Source organism: Cryobacterium sp. TS_SC_7 (assembly GCF_056156285.1).
In genome coordinates this window covers 2,167,663-2,183,800 of record NZ_CM149589.1, presented here as the reverse complement: position 1 = coordinate 2,183,800, position 16,138 = coordinate 2,167,663, and the positions used below count along the sequence as shown (strand labels likewise).

Genomic DNA, 16,138 nt, shown 5'->3' with positions numbered 1-16,138 from the left:
ACAGCCCGGGCGGGGCTGCGTCGAGGGCCTTGACGCGGCCCAGCAGAAACCGAATAATGCTCGGGATCGTCAGCCGTGCACGCCGACGTACGCGATCAGGCCGGTCACCGTGACTATCTCCGCGTAGTCGCGCTCGGGCACGTCGACGCCGGTCGTCTCTGCGATGATCTCCACCAGCCGCAGGAAATCCAGGGAATCGAGTTCCAGGTCCTGACGCAACCGCGCGTCCTCGGCAAGGTCGTCGGTGTCGACGTCCGGCGCCACCTGATGGATCGCGGTGTACACGGCCGCACGGGCCTCCTGCTCGGTCATAGTTCCTCCGGTTTCTGCAACAGCTCGTCGATCCGGGCCAGGTAGCGGCTGCCCCGCAACCCGTCGCTGACCCGATGGTCGGCGGAGAGGGTGGCCGTGATCGCCGGGCGTACGCCGATCAGGCCGTTCAGTGCCCAGGGTTCCTCTCGGAGCCGACCGAAGCCCACGAGGGCGACCTGCGGCGGGTAGATCACACCGAACACGCTGTCGACCCCGAGGTCGCCGAGGTTGGTGATCGTGAGGGTCGGGTCGGCCATCTCCGCGCGCTGCAGGCGTCCGCCGCGTGCGCGGCTCACGAGGTCGCGCAGTTGCCGCATCAGCACCTCCAGGGGCAGGGAGTCCGCGTCGTGCAGCGCCGGGGCAACCAGGCCACCGTGCCGGAGTGCCACGGCGACCCCCAGGTGAACGGCGGCGCTCGGCCGGAAGGACCCCTCGGTGAAGAAACCGTTGACCTCGGGCGTGTCCTTCGCGGCCAGCGCCGAGGCCTTCAGCAGCAGGGCGGCCGGCACGAGGCGCTCGGTGATCGGGCGGCCGGCGTTCTGCGCCTCCATCCAGGTCAGTGCCGCGCGCAGGTCGAGGGTGGTGCTCAGGTAGTAGTGCGGAATGGTCTTCTTCGAGCGCGCCATCAGCGACCCGATGGCGCGGCGCAGGCCCGCAGCCCGCTCGGCGGCATCCGTGGGCCGGGCGGTGGGCGCGGGCTCGGGCGCTCGGGCGAACGGGCGAACGGATGGGACAGCCGGGGCGATGGGCGCGGCCGCCTGTGCCGCCGGCTCGGTGAGCGGGGCGGCCGCTGCCGCTGCCGCTGCGGCGAAGCGTCGCACGTCGGCCTCGGTGACGGCGCCGCCGGCGCCCGTTCCCGGCACGCCGGCCAGCTCGATGCCGAGGGATTCAGCAACGCTCCGGGCGCGCGGCGAGGAGCGCACCCGGCGGCCGGGCGGGCGTGACTGTTCCGGTTCGGCTGCGGGTGCGGGTGCGGGTGCGGCTGACGGTTTCCGGGCGGCCGCGTGCTCCACGTCGGCGCGCGTCACCGCGCCGCGCTTGCCGGTGCCGCGCACGGTGTCGGTGTCGACGCCGAGCCGATGCGCGAGTTGGCGCACCGGGGGAGAGACGAAGCCGGCCGCGGGGGCCTCTACGGGGGCCTCTACGGGGGCCTCTACGGGGGGTGGCTCCGCTCGTGGCGCGGAGGGTGCCGTGCCGGGGGCGGCAGCGGTGGGCTCGGCCCCGGTCGCCGGTGTCTGGGTGATCCGGGCGAGGGCGGCGCCGACGGGAACCGTTGTGCCGACCTCGACGAGCAGTTCGGCGATCACGCCCTCCTCGAAGGACTCCACGTCGATGTCGGCCTTCTCAGTGTCGACGACGGCGATCATGTCCCCGCGGTGAACGTAGTCGCCCGGTTTGACCAGCCACTCCACCACCCGGCCCTGTTCCATGTCGGCGCCGAGCGCCGGCATCCGGAACTCACCCATGCTGGCCCACCGCCTCCCGGGCGGCGGCGATGACCCGGGCGACCGAGGGCAGGGCGGCCTGTTCGAGGTGTTTGGCGTACGGCAGGGGCACCTCCGCACTGCAGACCCGGCCCACGGGTGCATCCAGGTCGAAGAACGCGGCCTCGGTGATGCGTGCGCTGATCTCGGCCGAGATGCTGCCGCTGCGCCAGCCCTCGTCCACCACCACGGCGCGGTGGGTTCGGGCCACGGTGGCCAGGATCGCGGAGTCGTCGAGCGGCCGGAGGGTGCGCAGGTCGAGGACCTCCGCGTCGATTCCCTCCTTCATCAGCTGCGTGGCGGCCTCGAGCACAGTGGGCAGGGTGCCGCCGTAGGTGATCAGGGAGACATCGGCTCCCGGCCGGCGGATGGCGGCGGTGTCGATGTCGACGGCTCCGGCGTCGTCGCCCAGCTCGCCAGAAGTGTTGTACAGCGACCCGTGCTCGAAGATGAGCACCGGGTCGGGGTCTGTCAGGGCTGTCCACAGCATGCCTCGGGCGTCGGCCACCGTCGCCGGTGCGAGGATGCGCAGGCCCGGGATGTGCGCGTACCACCCCTCGAGACTGTGCGAGTGCTGGGCGGCCAGCTGGCGCCCCGCCCCGGTGGTCATGCGAATCACGACGGGCACGCTGAACTGTCCGCCTGACATGTGCGACAGGGTCGCCGCGTTGTTCATGATCTGGTCCAGCGCGAGCAGGCTGAAATTGACGGTCATGATCTCGATGATCGGGCGCATACCTCCCAACGCCGCACCGATCCCCGCCCCGACGAACCCCGCCTCGGACAGCGGGGTGTCCCGGATGCGTTCCGGCCCGAATTCCTCCAGCAGCCCCAGGCTCACCGCGAAGCACCCGCCGTAGGCCCCGACGTCCTCGCCCATCAGGAATACCCGGTCGTCGCGCTGCAGCGCCTCGCGGATGGCCTCGCGCATGGCTTCGCGGTACGTGGTCGTCATCGCGGTCCGTTTCATGGTCGTTTCCGGTCGGTGGCGTCTCGGTCGGTGGCGTCCAGGTCGGTGGCGGCCCGGTCTGTATAGACGTGACGGGTGAGCTCTTCGACCGGCTCCAGGGTGCCGGCCTCGGCGAAGTCGACGGCGGCCTGCACCTCGGCGTCCACCTGCGCCTGCACCTCCGACCACTGCGTCTCGGAGAGTTCGCCGGCAGCCTCGACGGCTCCCCGCAGCAGATCGATCGGGTCGCGTTCCAGCCACTGGGACACCTCGGCCTTCTCGCGGTAGCGTTCCGGGTCGTACATGGAGTGCGCCCGGAACCGGTAGGTGCGCAGCTCGAGGAAGTGCGGTCCGGAGCCGGCCCGCACGGCGGACACGGCCCGCCGGGCGGCCTCTTCGACGGCCAGAACGTCCATGCCGTCCACCGGCCAGGCGGGGATCTCGTACGACGCCGCCTTCAGCGCGAGGTCGGTCTGGGACTCCGAGCGGCCGAGCGCCGTGCCCATGGCGTAGAGGTTGTTCTCGCAGCAGAACAGCACCGGCAGCTGCCAGAGCGCGGCGAGGTTGAGGCTCTCGTGGAATTCGCCCTCGGCCACGGCGCCCTCGCCGAAGAAGCAGACGGTGACGCGGGAGCGGCCGGTCATCTTGTCGGCCAGGGCGAGGCCCACGGCCACCGGCAGGCCGCCTGCCACGATGGCGTTGCCGCCGAAGAACCGGGTGGCCGCGTCGAAAAGGTGCATGGAGCCGCCGCGGCCGTGGCAGCATCCCTGCTCGAAGCCGTACATCTCGGCCAGGATGGCTCCCGCGGCAACCCCGTGCAGCAGGGCATGGCCGTGCTCGCGGTACGTCGCCACGACGGCGTCGCCCGGTTCGAGCGTCGCCAGCACACCGGCCGCCACGGCCTCCTCGCCGATGTAGACGTGCATGAACCCGCGGATCTTCGCGGCGCTGTAGAGCTCGACGCACTTCTCCTCGAACCGGCGCACTCGCAGCATCTGGTGCAGGAGTCTGCGGGCGTGCTCCGGGTTCGACCGGATGCGGGCCGCCGCTCGCTCGGCCCGCTCCGCTCGCTCGGGGTTCATCGGGGTGCCTCGACGGTAGACGTGTCACCCTCGGGCAGGCCCAGCTCGCGGGCCTTGAGCAGTCGGCGCAGAATCTTGCCGCTGCGGGTCTTCGGCAACGACGGGGTGAAGTCCAGTTCCCGGGGCGCCACGGCGGGGCCCAGGCGTTTGCGGGCGAAACCGATGATGTCCAGGCGCAGCGCCTCGCTGGGCTCCCAGCCCGGCAGCAACTCCACGAAGGCCTTGACCACCTCGCCGGCAACCGGGTCGGGGATGCCGATCACGCCGGCCTCCGCCACCGCCTCATGCTCCATCAACGAGCTCTCCACCTCGAAGGGCCCGATCAGGTGCCCCGACGACTTGATGACGTCATCCCCGCGGCCGACGAACCAGTAGTACCCGTCGGCGTCCCGCCGGGCGAGGTCGCCGGTGAGGTACCAGCCGCCGGCGAAGGCGCGGCGGTAGCGCTCCTCCTCGCCCAGATACCCGCGGAACATCGACGGCCAGCCGGGCCGGAGGGCCAGCTCGCCCACGGCATCCGGTTCGGTCACCAGCACGACTTCTCCGCCCTGCATCCGCGGCGCACCCGTCTCGTCGCGCGCGACGATCGCGGCCTCGACGCCGGGCAGGGGCCGCCCCATCGAACCGGGACGGATGGGGGTGGCCGCGTAGTTGGCGATCATGATTCCGCCGGTCTCGGTCTGCCACCAGTTGTCGTGAACGGGTTGCCCGAATGCCTCCTGGCCCCACACCACGACCTCGGGGTTGAGCGGTTCGCCCACGCTCGCCACGAAGCGCAGGGCGGAGAGGTCGTGACCGGCGGCTCGGTCGGTACCGGCTTTCATCAGCATCCGCAGTGCCGTCGGCGCGGTGTACCAGACGCTCACGTGCTGCTCGGCGAGCACCCGGTACCACCGGTCGGCGTCCAACTCCTCCTCGTCGACGATGGCGGTCACTCCGTGCACCAACGGCGCGATGATGCCGTACGAGGTGCCGGTGACCCAGCCGGGGTCGGCGGTGCACCAGTAGACGTCGTCGGGGTGCAGATCGAGGGCGAAACGGCCGGTCGCGTAGTGCGCGACCACCGCGTCGTGTACGTGGACAGCGCCCTTCGGCGTGCCCGTGGTGCCGCTCGTGAAATGCAGCAGGGCCATATCCTCGCCCTGCGTTGCGGCGATCTCGCCGTAGGGTGGAGCCTCCCGCATGAGTGCGGCGAGGTCCAGGGTGTCCGGATCCGGTGTGCCGTCGGCGTCCACCAGCAGCACGTGCCGCAGTTCGGGCAGCCGGTCCCGGATCGGCGCCACCTTCTTGCGATACAGCGCCCGCGTCGTGACGAGCGCGCCCCCCCCGCCCAGCTGCAGGCGCTGCCGCACCGGCTCGGGTCCGAACGCGGAGAACAGCGGGCAGAAGACGCTCCCGTTCTTGAAAGTGCCGAGAACCGTGACATACAGCGCGGGGATGCGACCGGTCAGGGAGAAGACCCGGTCGCCGCGCCCGATGCCCAGGCTTCGCAGCACGCTGGCGAAGCGGCCGGTCTGCTCGGCCAGCTCCGCATAACTGAGCGAGTGGGTGCTGCCATCGCCGCGCACGAAGCGCAGGGCCTCGTGGTTGGCCCGGTCGCCGGCGGCATGGCGGTCGACCGCCTCGTAGGCGATGTTCCGGCCCCGGTCGCCGGGCAGCCCCGAGAGGGACTTCCGGGCTTCGTCCCAGGTGAAGGTGGCGCAGGTCTCGTCGTAGTCGACCAGATTCGGCGGCACCGCGAGGGCGCGAACATTCTTGGGGATGGTGGGCCAGTGTGTCGAAGTATCGGTTCCTGCCGTCATGCTGCCTATGAAACCCCCGAGCGACCCTCGGGCATAGGGTGGCGCCATGGCCTCCATTGAACGGATTGTCGAGGAGGGCCTGCTCATCGCGCTCTCGGCGGTGCGCATGGCCGTGAAGAATCACATCATCGTGGGCGCGCTGCGCGAGCACCGCGACTTCGCGAGCGCCGATTACGCCGCCGCCGCCCGCACCGAACTGAACCGGCTCGTGAGCCAGAACGAGGAGGACGCCGAGCGCGCCGGCCGGCAGCGCAGGGACCTCGCCCGTCAGTGGAGCGCGTTCGAGGCAACGGATGACCGCAAACTCGACGTGCGCCAGCTGGGCCTGCGGCGGCGGGTGCACCTGGAACTGGCTGCGGCCCTGAGCGCCGTGGCCGACGATGACGAGCAGGTCGCGGGTCTTCTCGAGCACGCCCGGCAGGACGCCAGCGAGGAGATCGGTTCCGCGCTCGCCGCACGCCTGGCCGACCAGACGGTGGACCGCCGGGAACCCGACTACGCGCAGCGACGGGCTGAACGGATCCGCACCCTGGTGAGCACGGATCTGGCGGCGCTCCGGTCGAACCGCCGGGCCGGGTCCGGTTCCGGCCGCTAGTGGTGCGCCGCGCCCACACGCAACGACACCCGAACTGGGGGTGAGTGTGAACTAGCAGAACAGTGCACGCATTAATCAAAATAAGTGCAGGGGAAGAGCTTGTATTTCGAGCTGGACAGCGAGATCACTCTCGCTTCCGCAGTCGCGGCCTCAACGATAAAGGCAAACCCGGCGTAAGCCGGGGACGCAAAGCCACGGGACCCGGTGAGGGTTAGCCGGGCTACCGAACCGAAAGAACCCAACTGATCATCCGTACCATCACGTGTGCCCCCGACCCGGTCATCTCGTTTTCGTCTCGCGCTGTGGCGTCGTTGCTGGTGAGTGTCGGCCTTGCCGTCGCCATCTCTCTGGGATCTATGGAAACGGCATCCGCCGCGACTGTTGGTGACGGCCCTGTCGATCTCGGAACGGCCGCAAGTTACGGTGTTCTGGGCGCGACCACGGTCACGAACACAGGTCCCACGATCATCAACGGCGATCTTGGCCTCTCCCCGGGTACCTCGATCACCGGGTTCGGAGGCGCACCGAACGGTATTGTCAACGGCACGGTGCACGCCACCGACGCCGCCGCGGCGGGGGCGCAAAGCGACACGACCACCGCTTACAACGTCGCTGCGTCCCTCACTCCCACGACCACCGGAATCGGTGAGCTCAGCGGTCTGTCGCTGACACCCGGCGTGTACACCGGCGGCGCGCTGGCTCTCTCCGACAACGGTGCCCTCACACTCGCCGGAAGCGCGAATTCAGTGTGGGTGTTCCAGGCAGCCTCGACCCTGACGATCGGGTCGGCGACCCGGATCACGATCACCGGCGGTGCCAGCGCGTGCAATGTGTTCTGGCAGGTTGGCAGTTCCGCCACAATCGGCACGGCCGCACAATTCCAGGGCACCGTCCTGGCGCAGCAGTCCGTCACCGCAACCACGGGCGCCACGATCGTCGGGCGGCTGTTGGCCCGCACGGCCGCCGTCACTCTCGACACGAACACGATCACCGCGCCGACCGGCTGCTTCCCCCTGGACGCTACCTCCGAGACGGTCTCCCCGACAGCGACAAACCCCATCGCGTCGGACGCACCTGCCGTCGGGCCGACCCCGGCCGACACGACAGGGGCGATCTCTGGCACCCCCCTTGCAGCCGGCACAGCGCCGCTGGCACCGATGGCGACGGCCAGCGTGCCCGGCGCGCTCATGCCCGGTGCGAGTGCTGCCCGCTCTCAACTCGCGAAGACCGGTGGGAGCGCTTCATACTCTCAACTCGCGGAGACCGGTACGGTTCTCAGCCCACCGCTCGCAGCCGGGTCGATTCTGCTCCTGGGGGGCGTCTCGCTCACCCTGCTGGCGATCAGACACCGACACACATCACGCGGGCTCTCGGCGTGACCAACCCTCCCCAGACGAACTGAGCCGGCGGACCGCTAGGCCTTCTTGACCACGCTGGACTTCAACTGCATGGCCCCGAACCCATCCACCTTGCAGTCGATGTCGTGGTCACCGACGCCATCGACCAGGCGGATGCCGCGCACCTTCGTTCCCACCTTGATCGAGGTCGCGCTGCCCTTGACCTTGAGGTCCTTGATGATCGTCACGGTGTCGCCGTCGGCGAGCACGGTACCGAAGGCATCCTTGACGGTGGTGTCTTCGGCCGTTTCGGCCGTCTCGGCCGGGTCGTTGCTCCACTCGTGCGCACAGATCGGGCAGACCAGGAGGGCCCCCATCTCGTAGGCGTATTCACTGGAACATTCTGGGCACGGCGGCAGGGAGTCATTCACCTCCCCATCGTACGTCTGCGCTCAGGCGTGCATCTCGGTCTTCTGAATCTGCCATTCCAGGTCGTCCGGGGCCAGATTCGCGTTCTTGAACGCATCCGTCAGTGGCAGTTGCAGGCGCAGGTCGGTGCCGAGGCACAGGGCCGCGCGGCCGGAGCGCAGCTTGAAGTCGAGCACATGGCCACCGGCCGTGCGGTCATCGGTGACGAAGTGGGTGTGGCAGCCCGGAACCCCGATGCCCTGCTCGTAGAGCGGGGTTCGGAAGCCGGCGACGACGCCCGAGACGTCGTGCAGCTCGACGATGGCGTCCTCGTCGGTGGCCTCCACCATCGGGCGGTACGGCTTCTCCTGCTTGACGACCGTGCGCATCCGAATCCATTCGAAGTCGCCGTCGATGCGCAGGGCGTACATGTAGTTCTGCGACGCCGTCATCTTGTCGATGAACGTCGACGCCTCGGCGCGCACGATGTTCTGCGGCAGCTTGCTCTCGATGTGAGGGACGAAATTCGTGACGACGGCGTAGGGCGTGTACGCGCCCAGGTCGGCCTTGGAGACCCCGCCGTCGGCCCGTAGCTGGTAGCAGGTGCCGTCGATGATCAGCATTTCGCCGTCGAGGCCGTTGAACGTGCCGATGCCGAAGCTGCCGCGGCTCAGCAGGTCGGCTACGGTCATCTCATCTTCGTAGACCCCGTCGAGCAGTGCGCTCATCAGGCTGGTCTGGAAGATCTCGTGGCGGGTGACAGTGGACTTGCTCATTGCAGTACATCGCTTTCCAGATCGGCCATCAGGTCATCTCTATTGTTGCGGTAGTCGACGTGCACGTCGATGATGCTCGGACCCGGTTCGGCCAGGGCCTTCGCCAGCACGGCAGCGAAGTCGTCGAGGTGCGTCACCCGGTAACCGTGGGCGCCGAACGATTCGGCGTAGGCGACGGCGTCGTAATCGCCCAACTGCACGCCGGACGTGCGGCCGTACTTGCCCATCTGCTGGAACGCCACCATGTCGTAGGTGCCGTCGTTGAAGATGACGTGCGTGAACGTCGACCCGAGCCGCACGGCCGTCTCCAGTTCCATGGCGGAATAGAGGAAACCGCCGTCGCCGGAGACGGACACGACCGGGGTGCCCGGTCGCACCAGGGTTGCCGCGATCGCCCACGGCAGCGCCACGCCCAGTGTCTGCTGGCCGTTCGAGAACAGCAGGGTGCGCGGGTGGTAGGTGCGGAAGTGCCGCGCCATGTAGATGTAGTGCGACCCGACGTCGCAGAGCACCGTCGTGTCGTCCGGCAGTAGCTCACGCATCATCAGCGTGAGGTCGGCCGGATGCACGCCCTCGGATTCGTCCCGGTGGCCGGTGGGCTGGTCAGCGTGCGCGAGACGGGCCCGCTGCGCGGCGACCTCGGCGGCGGCGGCCGTCGGCATCGTCAGACCGTCGACCTGACGGGCGAGCGCGTCGAGGGTCTCCGCGACGTCGCCGCGCAGCTCGACCGTGGGGCGGTAGTAGTCGTCGAGGTCGGCCGAGAGCTCGTCGAGGTGGATGATCACGCGCAGGTGGTCTTTGTTCCACTTCGATGGCTCGTACTCGACGAAGTCATAGCCGACGGCCAGGATCACGTCGGCCTTGTGCAGCAGGATGTCCCCGGGCTGGTTGCGGAACAGGCCCACGCGTCCGAGATAGTGCTCCTCGAGCTCGTGCGAAATGACTCCGGCGGCCTGGAAGGTCTCGACCACGGGCAGCCCGGCCACGCCCAACAGGCGGTGCAGTGCCGCGACGGCGCGGTCCGAGCCGGACCGGGCGCCGGCGAGGATGACCGGGAACTTCGCATCCTTCAGCAGAGCGGCGGCCTGCTCGAGGCTCGCCGAGGATGCCGCGCCCAGAGTCGGGACCCAGTGCGGGTGCTTCATCGACACGGTGGTCGAGTCGGTGAGCACGTCGTAGGGGAGCACGACGGCGGCGGCGCCCTTGGGCTCCTGGGTGGCCTGGCGGAACGCGTTGGCGATGGCCTCCGGGACGTTGTCGGCGACGCTGACCTCGCCGGCGGACTTGGTCACGGCGGAGAGCATGCCTACGGCATCCATGGTCTGGTGGGTGCGCTTCAACCGGTCGGCCCGGGGGACGGCGCCGCACAGGGCGACGAGCGGGTCTCCCTCGGTCGTTGCCGTGAGCAGTCCCGTCGCCAGATTGGAGGTGCCCGGGCCGCTCGTCACGAGCACGACGCCCGGCTGGCCGGTGAGGCGTCCGACGGCTGCGGCCATGAAGGCGGCGTTCTGCTCGTGCCGCACCACAATCACCTCGGGGCCGTTGTCGACGAGAGCGTCGTAGACCGGGTCGATCTTGGCACCGGGAACGCCGAAGATCCACTTCACGCCGTAGGCCGTCAGCACCTCGACCACGCGTTCGGCGGAGCGAACGGATCCGGCGGGCCGGCCGGCGTCCGCCGGGGTGAGTGGGGCATCCGTCGCGTCTCGGTCGCTCAGGACAGGTGAGTTCGTCGTCATGGTCATGCCTTCCGGGTCGCCGCTGTTGCGGCGTCTCTGACAATCCTTGCCGGTCAACCGATAGGAAACAACGCCGAATTACGATGCCACTGATCTGAAAATGAGATGCTAAACGCATGGATGTCAGACAGCTCGAATTCTTCAGCGCCGTCGCCGGCGAACTGAGCTTCACCCGCGCCGCGGACCGCCTCACCATCGCCCAATCCGCCGTGTCGGCGGGCGTGCGTTCACTGGAGAACGAGCTGGGCGTCGAGTTATTCGATCGCAGCCGGCGCCAGATCAGGCTCACCTCGACCGGGGAGTTGCTCCTGCCGAAGGTGCGCGACGCGCTCGACGCGGTGAACGAGGTGCGTGACGCGGCTCAGGAGAGCACCCGGGCGATCACCGGCGCCATCGTGATCGGGTTGATGACCTCGGTCACGCTGGTGAATGTGCCGAGGCTGCTCGGCCTGTACCGAACCGGCCACCCCGGTGTCGGGGTTCGTCTGCGCGCGGCGCGGCGCGGCTCGGCCGGCCTGGTCGACGAACTCGTCTCGGGCGAACTCGACCTGGCCTTCCTCGCCCTCAGCGGCCCGGCGCCGACGGCGCTGCTGGCGGTGCCGCTCGCCTCATCGCCGATGGTGTTGGTCGTGCCTCACGGCCACCGGCTGGCCGCCGCGTCTGCGGTGGACCTCGCCGACTTCGGTGCGGAGGAGTTCATCGATCTCCCGCCCGGCTACGCCAGCCGGCAGATCGTGGATGACGCCTTCGCCGCCGCCGGGCTCGAGCGGCGGGTCATGATCGAGGTGTCCGACATCGGGACCGCCGCCGAATATGTGACGAACGGCCTCGGCGTCGCCCTGTTGCCGGCCTTCACCGCTCAGGACGCCCCGGCGGTGCACCGCATCCCCGTGGCGAACCTGCCCGATTTCACCGTGTACCTGGCCGCGGCCCGCAAACGGCGGGCATCGGCCGCCGTGCGCGCGTTCGTCGACCTGGCGCTCTCCGCCGACGAGGCCCGCGCTCGCCGCAGCTGAGCCGGGCAGCGGGAGTCAGGTCAGGTGCCCCCGCGCAGGGCGATGATCGGTTCGATGTTCGACGCCTTCACGGCAGGGTAGACCCCGGCCAGCAGGCCCACCACGGCGCCGAGGAGGGCCGACCCGGAGGCGAGCCAGGGATCCACGACCGGCGCCCATCCCTGGACGACCGACACCAGCACGACGGCGAAGACCCCCAGCGCGGCCCCGATCAGTCCGCCGAGCAGCCCGATCACCACCGATTCGACCATGAACTGATTGGCGATGTTGCGTTTGGTCGCACCCAGCGCCCGGCGCAAACCGATCTCGCCCACCCGCTCCATCACCGACAGCATGGTGACATTCGCGATGCCCAGGCCGCCGGCGAGCAGGGCGAGCACGCCGAGAATCAGGAAGACGACGTTCACGTCGGCCTGCACGTTCTCGCGCAGGGCGGAGCCGGAGGAGGGTGCCTGCACCTCGTAGTTCTCCGGCGCGTTGGGGTTGAGGGCGATCGGAGCCTGGGCGGCCACGACCTTCCCGGCGCCGAGCGCGATCTGGATCTGCAGTTCGTCCGGGCTGGTCAGGCCGAAGTCGGCACGCGCGGTGCCCAGCGGCACGATCACCGAGTCGAGGAGGTCGGGGCGTCGCTCCACCTGGTCGATGATGCCGATCACGGTATAGGAGGAGTCGCCGATGAAGATCGAGGGCTGGCTGTCGACGCGGTTGATCCCCAGGCGCTCGGCCGCACGGGATCCGAGGACCGCCACCCGGTCGGACCGGGCGTCGTGTCCGGCGTCGAAATACCGGCCGGTGACGAGGTGCCCGCGAACCGCATCGAGAAGTCCGGCGGAGGTGGCCATCAGGGCCGGGCCGAGGGTCGGCGGTTCCGAGGGGTCGTTGACCGGCACCGCGGTGATCGTCACCGCGTCGAGAGGTACCTCGGTAACAAGACCCGCGAGCTCCACCCCGGCCAGCCGGCTGACCCGGTCCGGCGCGTCCCAGGGCAGGCTCCCCGTCGCCCGCTCGGTGCCGTTCAGGCCGCTGGCGCTGCCCGGTTCGATCACGACCTGAGTGGCTGCCACGGCATCGAACTGACTGGCGATCTGGCCGGCCGCGGTCTGGGCGAAACCGATCGTCACCACGAGCGACGCGATGCCGAGCACCGTACCGAGGGTGGTCATGATCAGGCGGGTCGGGCGGGCCCCGATGCCGAAGCCGGCCTCGACGATGAGGTCCTGCACCGAGAACCGGTCCGCGCGGGCGATGAGCGGTGCGTCCCCGCCGTCAGGGGCGCTCTGCGGGGCCGGCCCGCGTTCCGCCCGGCGACGGCGGGGCATCCGTATCTTCATGTCGTTTCGCTCACCCGGCCGTCGGAGATGCTGATGGTGCGCCCGGCACGATCCGCCACGGCCTGGTCGTGCGTGATGACGATGAGGGTGAGGCCGTCGGCGTTCAGTTCCTCGAACAGGTCCATGACCTCCCCGGAGGTGGTCGCGTCGAGGTTGCCGGTGGGTTCGTCGGCCAGCAGGAGCTGGGGGGAGGCCACGACGGCCCGCGCAACGGCGACCCGTTGCCGCTCCCCGCCGGACAGGGTGCCGGGCAGAAAATCGATCCGGTGCTCCAGGTGCACCCGGTGCAGAGCTGCCCGGGCACGTCGCTCGCGATCGGCGCGCGGAACGCCGCTGTACACCGTGGCCAGGAGCACATTGTCGAGCACCGAGCGGTGCGGCATCAGGTGGAAGGCCTGGAACACGAAGCCGATCTTGCCTCCGCGGAGTGCGGCCCGCTCCGCCTCGCCGGCCAGGCTGGTGAGGGCTCCGTCGAGGTAGTACTCGCCGACGCTCGGCCGGTCGAGCAGGCCGAGGATGTTGAGCATGGTCGACTTGCCCGACCCGCTCGGCCCGACGATCGACAGGTAGTCCTGCTTCTCCACCCGCAGGTTGATCGATTTGAGCGCCTGCACCTCGGGTGGGCCGGTGAAGGACCGGGTGACGTCGATGAGATCCACGACCGGAGGCCGGATCATCGCCCGACCACCACGAGGTCCCCTTCCCCGAGGGAACCGTCGACCGCCACCACCTCGACGAAGCCGTCGGCGGCGAGTCCGGCCGTCACCTCGACGAGCACGGTCTCGTCCCCGGTGCCGGAAGACACTTCGACCCGGGACTCTCCTCCGGGTCCGGCCGTGAGCGCGGCCAGCGGCACCGCGAGCACCTCCCCGTCGGTCGAGCTGACCGGGATGGTGACCCTCAGATTGCTGCCCTGGATGCTCTGCAGCTGCTCGGGGGTGAGCTCGTCGGGCGTGAGCAGGATGGTGAACCGCCCGCTCGCGGCCTCCGTCCCCTCCGCGGACTCGGCGACGGCGATGGAGGTCACGGTGGCGCCGTGCTCGGAATCGTCCGGCAAGGACAAGACCGCGGCGTCGCCGACATTCATGAGTTTGGCGTCACCCGCCGAGGCGGTGGCGCTGATCTGGATGGTGGCGCCGGAGACCCGCATCACGGAGCCCTTGATGGTGGACCCGCGGTCCACGGTGACCTCGTCCACCCGTCGGGGGAGACCCGGCAGGTAGAGGATCTCGCCGGCCGGAAGATAGGTCATGGTGGCCTCTTCGGCCGTGGTGAGCGAGTCGCGGGCGCTCGTCGCCCGCTGCTCCGCGGACCGCAGGGCGGAGGCCTCGGCGGTCACGTCGCGGGCCGCGAACGCGGAATCGCGCCGGGTCTTCGCCAGCGTGAGCGCATCCGTCGCGTCCGCGATCGCGTTGGGTTCGCCGGCCGCCCGCGCCGCCGCCAGAGCGCGTTCGCCGGCACGCACGAGGTTGTCCTGCTCGACCCGGTCAACGGCGGACGGTCCCGATTGCGCCGCCGAGAGGGCCTGTTCGGCCAGGGCCACGCCGTCCTCGGCCGATCTGACCTGCTCCGTTGCGGACTGGACCGCCTCGGTGACGCCCTCCGGGGCGTCCGGAGCGGGATAGCCGACGCGCTCGTAGAGGGCCCGCACCCCGGCCGACGTGTCGGCGTCGAACAGGTTGGACGTCACGTCGCCGGCCTCGATGCCCACGGCCTCGAGCCCCTGTTTCAGCTGGACCACGTCGGGTCCGGCGACGCCGAGGCGGAGCGTGCGGTACACGGGCAGATCGCCGGGGAGCACGATGACCGGTCGGCCGGCCACCTCGAGGGCGATCGACACGGCGTCGAGCGTGGCGCCGACCTCCGGCACCTGCCCGGTGACGATCGCCGGACCGCCGAGATCTCCGGTCTCGATGGTCACCTCGACCGAGTCGGCGTAGGTGGCGTCGCCGCGGATGGTGATGTCGTTGCCGAGCACCTTCTTTTCCACGGGCACCGTGATCAGGCCCGGTTCGGGAGCCGTGGCGTTGTTCGCGGCATCCGCCGGTGACACGACGAACCTGCCGAGTACGAGCCCCGCGGCCAGGGCGACGACGGCGATGGCCGACACCACCCAGATCGTGCGGTTGCCGTTCAGCAGCCGCCCCCAGCCCTGGCTGCGCGTCGACACGTCGACGTCGGTGGCCTCGAGCTCAGCGAGGCCGGCGAATTCCGGCGCGGTCGGGCTGGAGCCGGCCGCACGCTCCGCCACTACTCACCCTGCGCGTAGTCGGCGGCGAACGCGTCGAGCTCGGCCTTGTGGTCGTCGACGAACTGCTCTTCCAGTTTGAACTGCACCGTGAGCATCGAGTCGGTGTAGTTGACCTTCTCGCTGCAGGCGAAGTCGGCCAGGGCGATCTCGATCTCGCCCTCGCGCACCTTGGCGAGAGCCTCATCGCTCGGAGCCTCGCCGGTGTCAGTGTTGTACAGGGCGTTCGAGAGCTCGCTGGCCGCGTTGATCGCATCCTGCTTCGCCTTGTAATCCGGATGCCCCGTGTCAGCCATGCAGGCCGCCCACTTGCCGTCGAGTTCCTGGACGGCGGGATCCTTCTGCAGTTTCTCGTAGAACGTGGTGATCGCGTCGAAGAGCGGCTTGTGGGCCTTGTCCTGGGAGGGGTCCTCGCCGTTGACCTCGTGCTGGGCCGATCCCGAGCAGCCGGCGTCCTCCCAGTTGTATTCCGAGGAGCCGTCTTCGCTCATCATGTCTTCCGTCTGGGGCGCACCGTAGAGCACCTCGTAGTACGCGGTCTGCTCGCCCTCGGACAGCGACGCGACGTAGTCCTGGTTGGGATCGACGTACGCCGCCGCCTGCTCCTCCTGGGCGGCCACGTCCTCCGGACTCTGATTCATCCCGTAGCCGTTCTCGGCGACCCACTCCTCGGTTTCGCGATCCGCCTGATCGTCCGTGGTGAAGGACATGTTCTGCGACTGGTCGACGGGGACGTAGTCGAAGCCTTCCGCGGCCATGCAGGCGGCGGTGTTCTCCTCGATCTTCTTCGAGTCGGAGATCGCCTGGTCCTCGTCGTACTCGCCGTACGCGGCGGAGAGGTATTTGTTGAGCGGGCTGTCCTCGTAGGTGAGCTTGCCGCTGTCTGCGGCGCCTGCGCCCTGGTCCGATGCGCACCCGGTCAGCCCCAGAGCGGCGACGGCGAGTGATGCGATGAGTGCGGACTGCAAACGACGATTCATTGTTCTCCTTGGACGCGGCGGCAAGGGAACAACGGTCTCTGCATCACCCCGTCAAGCCCCCGCGATCAACCTAGCGGTT

15 protein-coding genes and 1 riboswitch are annotated in these 16,138 nt (G+C 69.5%); of the genes, 3 read left to right on the top strand and 12 right to left on the bottom strand.

Annotated features, from left to right (window positions below; genetic code table 11):
* Positions 1-69: 69 nt before the first annotated feature.
* From AC0J5J_RS09980 to acsA, 5 genes are read right to left on the bottom strand one after another with little or no spacing between them, the layout of a single operon-like run.
* Positions 70-312 carry an acyl carrier protein gene (locus AC0J5J_RS09980; protein WP_134424663.1) on the bottom strand — a complete coding sequence of 81 codons (243 nt, stop codon included), beginning with the start codon at positions 310-312 and terminating at the stop codon, positions 70-72.
* Entirely contained in the window at positions 309-1,778 is a 1,470-nt protein-coding gene (locus AC0J5J_RS09975; protein WP_474897810.1) for a 2-oxo acid dehydrogenase subunit E2, read from the bottom strand. The genes AC0J5J_RS09980 and AC0J5J_RS09975 overlap by 4 nt, the downstream gene beginning before the upstream one ends.
* The gene (locus tag AC0J5J_RS09970; RefSeq protein ID WP_134424277.1) at positions 1,771-2,751 is read right to left on the bottom strand and encodes an alpha-ketoacid dehydrogenase subunit beta; all 981 of its coding nucleotides are present in this window, start codon (positions 2,749-2,751) and stop codon (positions 1,771-1,773) included. The genes AC0J5J_RS09975 and AC0J5J_RS09970 overlap by 8 nt, the downstream gene beginning before the upstream one ends.
* A gap of 11 nt (positions 2,752-2,762) precedes the next feature.
* Positions 2,763-3,827 carry a pyruvate dehydrogenase (acetyl-transferring) E1 component subunit alpha gene (gene pdhA, locus AC0J5J_RS09965; protein ID WP_134424273.1) on the bottom strand — a complete coding sequence of 355 codons (1,065 nt, stop codon included), beginning with the start codon at positions 3,825-3,827 and terminating at the stop codon, positions 2,763-2,765.
* A complete protein-coding gene (acsA, locus tag AC0J5J_RS09960) occupies positions 3,824-5,629 on the bottom strand; it encodes an acetate--CoA ligase (protein WP_474897808.1) in 1,806 nt (601 codons plus the stop codon). Before acsA ends, pdhA begins: the two co-directional genes overlap by 4 nt.
* A gap of 46 nt (positions 5,630-5,675) precedes the next feature.
* On the opposite strand from acsA, the gene AC0J5J_RS09955 reads away from it, so the two are divergent.
* Positions 5,676-6,224 (top strand): hypothetical protein, encoded by a 549-nt coding sequence (locus AC0J5J_RS09955; RefSeq protein WP_134424271.1) that lies wholly within the window; start codon positions 5,676-5,678, stop codon positions 6,222-6,224.
* A 151-nt stretch (positions 6,225-6,375) separates the two neighbouring features.
* Positions 6,376-6,452, top strand: a riboswitch (cyclic di-GMP riboswitch).
* Between the two features lie 74 nt (positions 6,453-6,526).
* The gene (locus tag AC0J5J_RS09950; protein ID WP_474897806.1) at positions 6,527-7,603 is read left to right on the top strand and encodes an ice-binding family protein; all 1,077 of its coding nucleotides are present in this window, start codon (positions 6,527-6,529) and stop codon (positions 7,601-7,603) included.
* A gap of 35 nt (positions 7,604-7,638) precedes the next feature.
* On the opposite strand, the gene AC0J5J_RS09945 is transcribed toward AC0J5J_RS09950, so the two are convergent.
* Genes AC0J5J_RS09945 through alsS form a run of 3 tightly spaced genes read right to left on the bottom strand, consistent with a single transcriptional unit; the run spans position 7,639 to position 10,484 of the window.
* Positions 7,639-7,992 (bottom strand): zinc ribbon domain-containing protein YjdM, encoded by a 354-nt coding sequence (locus AC0J5J_RS09945; RefSeq protein ID WP_134424270.1) that lies wholly within the window; start codon positions 7,990-7,992, stop codon positions 7,639-7,641.
* Positions 7,993-8,013: 21 nt separating this feature from the next.
* Positions 8,014-8,745: an acetolactate decarboxylase gene (gene budA / locus AC0J5J_RS09940; protein WP_474897804.1), complete on the bottom strand. Its 732-nt coding sequence runs from the start codon at positions 8,743-8,745 to the stop codon at positions 8,014-8,016.
* Entirely contained in the window at positions 8,742-10,484 is a 1,743-nt protein-coding gene (gene alsS / locus AC0J5J_RS09935) for an acetolactate synthase AlsS (RefSeq protein WP_474897802.1), read from the bottom strand. Before alsS ends, budA begins: the two co-directional genes overlap by 4 nt.
* 116 nt (positions 10,485-10,600) lie before the next feature.
* Between alsS and AC0J5J_RS09930 the strand changes: the two genes are divergently transcribed.
* Positions 10,601-11,500, top strand: coding sequence for a LysR substrate-binding domain-containing protein (locus AC0J5J_RS09930; RefSeq protein ID WP_474897800.1), 900 nt, complete (start codon positions 10,601-10,603; stop codon positions 11,498-11,500).
* 20 nt (positions 11,501-11,520) lie between these two features.
* Here the strand turns inward: AC0J5J_RS09930 and AC0J5J_RS09925 are convergent, their stop codons facing one another.
* The 4 genes from AC0J5J_RS09925 to AC0J5J_RS09910 are packed head-to-tail and all read right to left on the bottom strand — an operon-like array spanning position 11,521 to position 16,059.
* Positions 11,521-12,819: an ABC transporter permease gene (locus tag AC0J5J_RS09925; RefSeq protein ID WP_474897799.1), complete on the bottom strand. Its 1,299-nt coding sequence runs from the start codon at positions 12,817-12,819 to the stop codon at positions 11,521-11,523.
* An 8-nt stretch (positions 12,820-12,827) separates the two neighbouring features.
* Complete coding sequence (locus tag AC0J5J_RS09920) at positions 12,828-13,508, bottom strand: ABC transporter ATP-binding protein (protein WP_134424265.1); 681 nt, start codon at positions 13,506-13,508, stop codon at positions 12,828-12,830.
* Entirely contained in the window at positions 13,505-15,082 is a 1,578-nt protein-coding gene (locus tag AC0J5J_RS09915; RefSeq protein WP_474897797.1) for an efflux RND transporter periplasmic adaptor subunit, read from the bottom strand. The genes AC0J5J_RS09920 and AC0J5J_RS09915 overlap by 4 nt, the downstream gene beginning before the upstream one ends.
* The gene (locus AC0J5J_RS09910; RefSeq protein ID WP_474897796.1) at positions 15,082-16,059 is read right to left on the bottom strand and encodes a hypothetical protein; all 978 of its coding nucleotides are present in this window, start codon (positions 16,057-16,059) and stop codon (positions 15,082-15,084) included. Before AC0J5J_RS09910 ends, AC0J5J_RS09915 begins: the two co-directional genes overlap by 1 nt.
* Positions 16,060-16,138 lie beyond the last annotated feature (79 nt).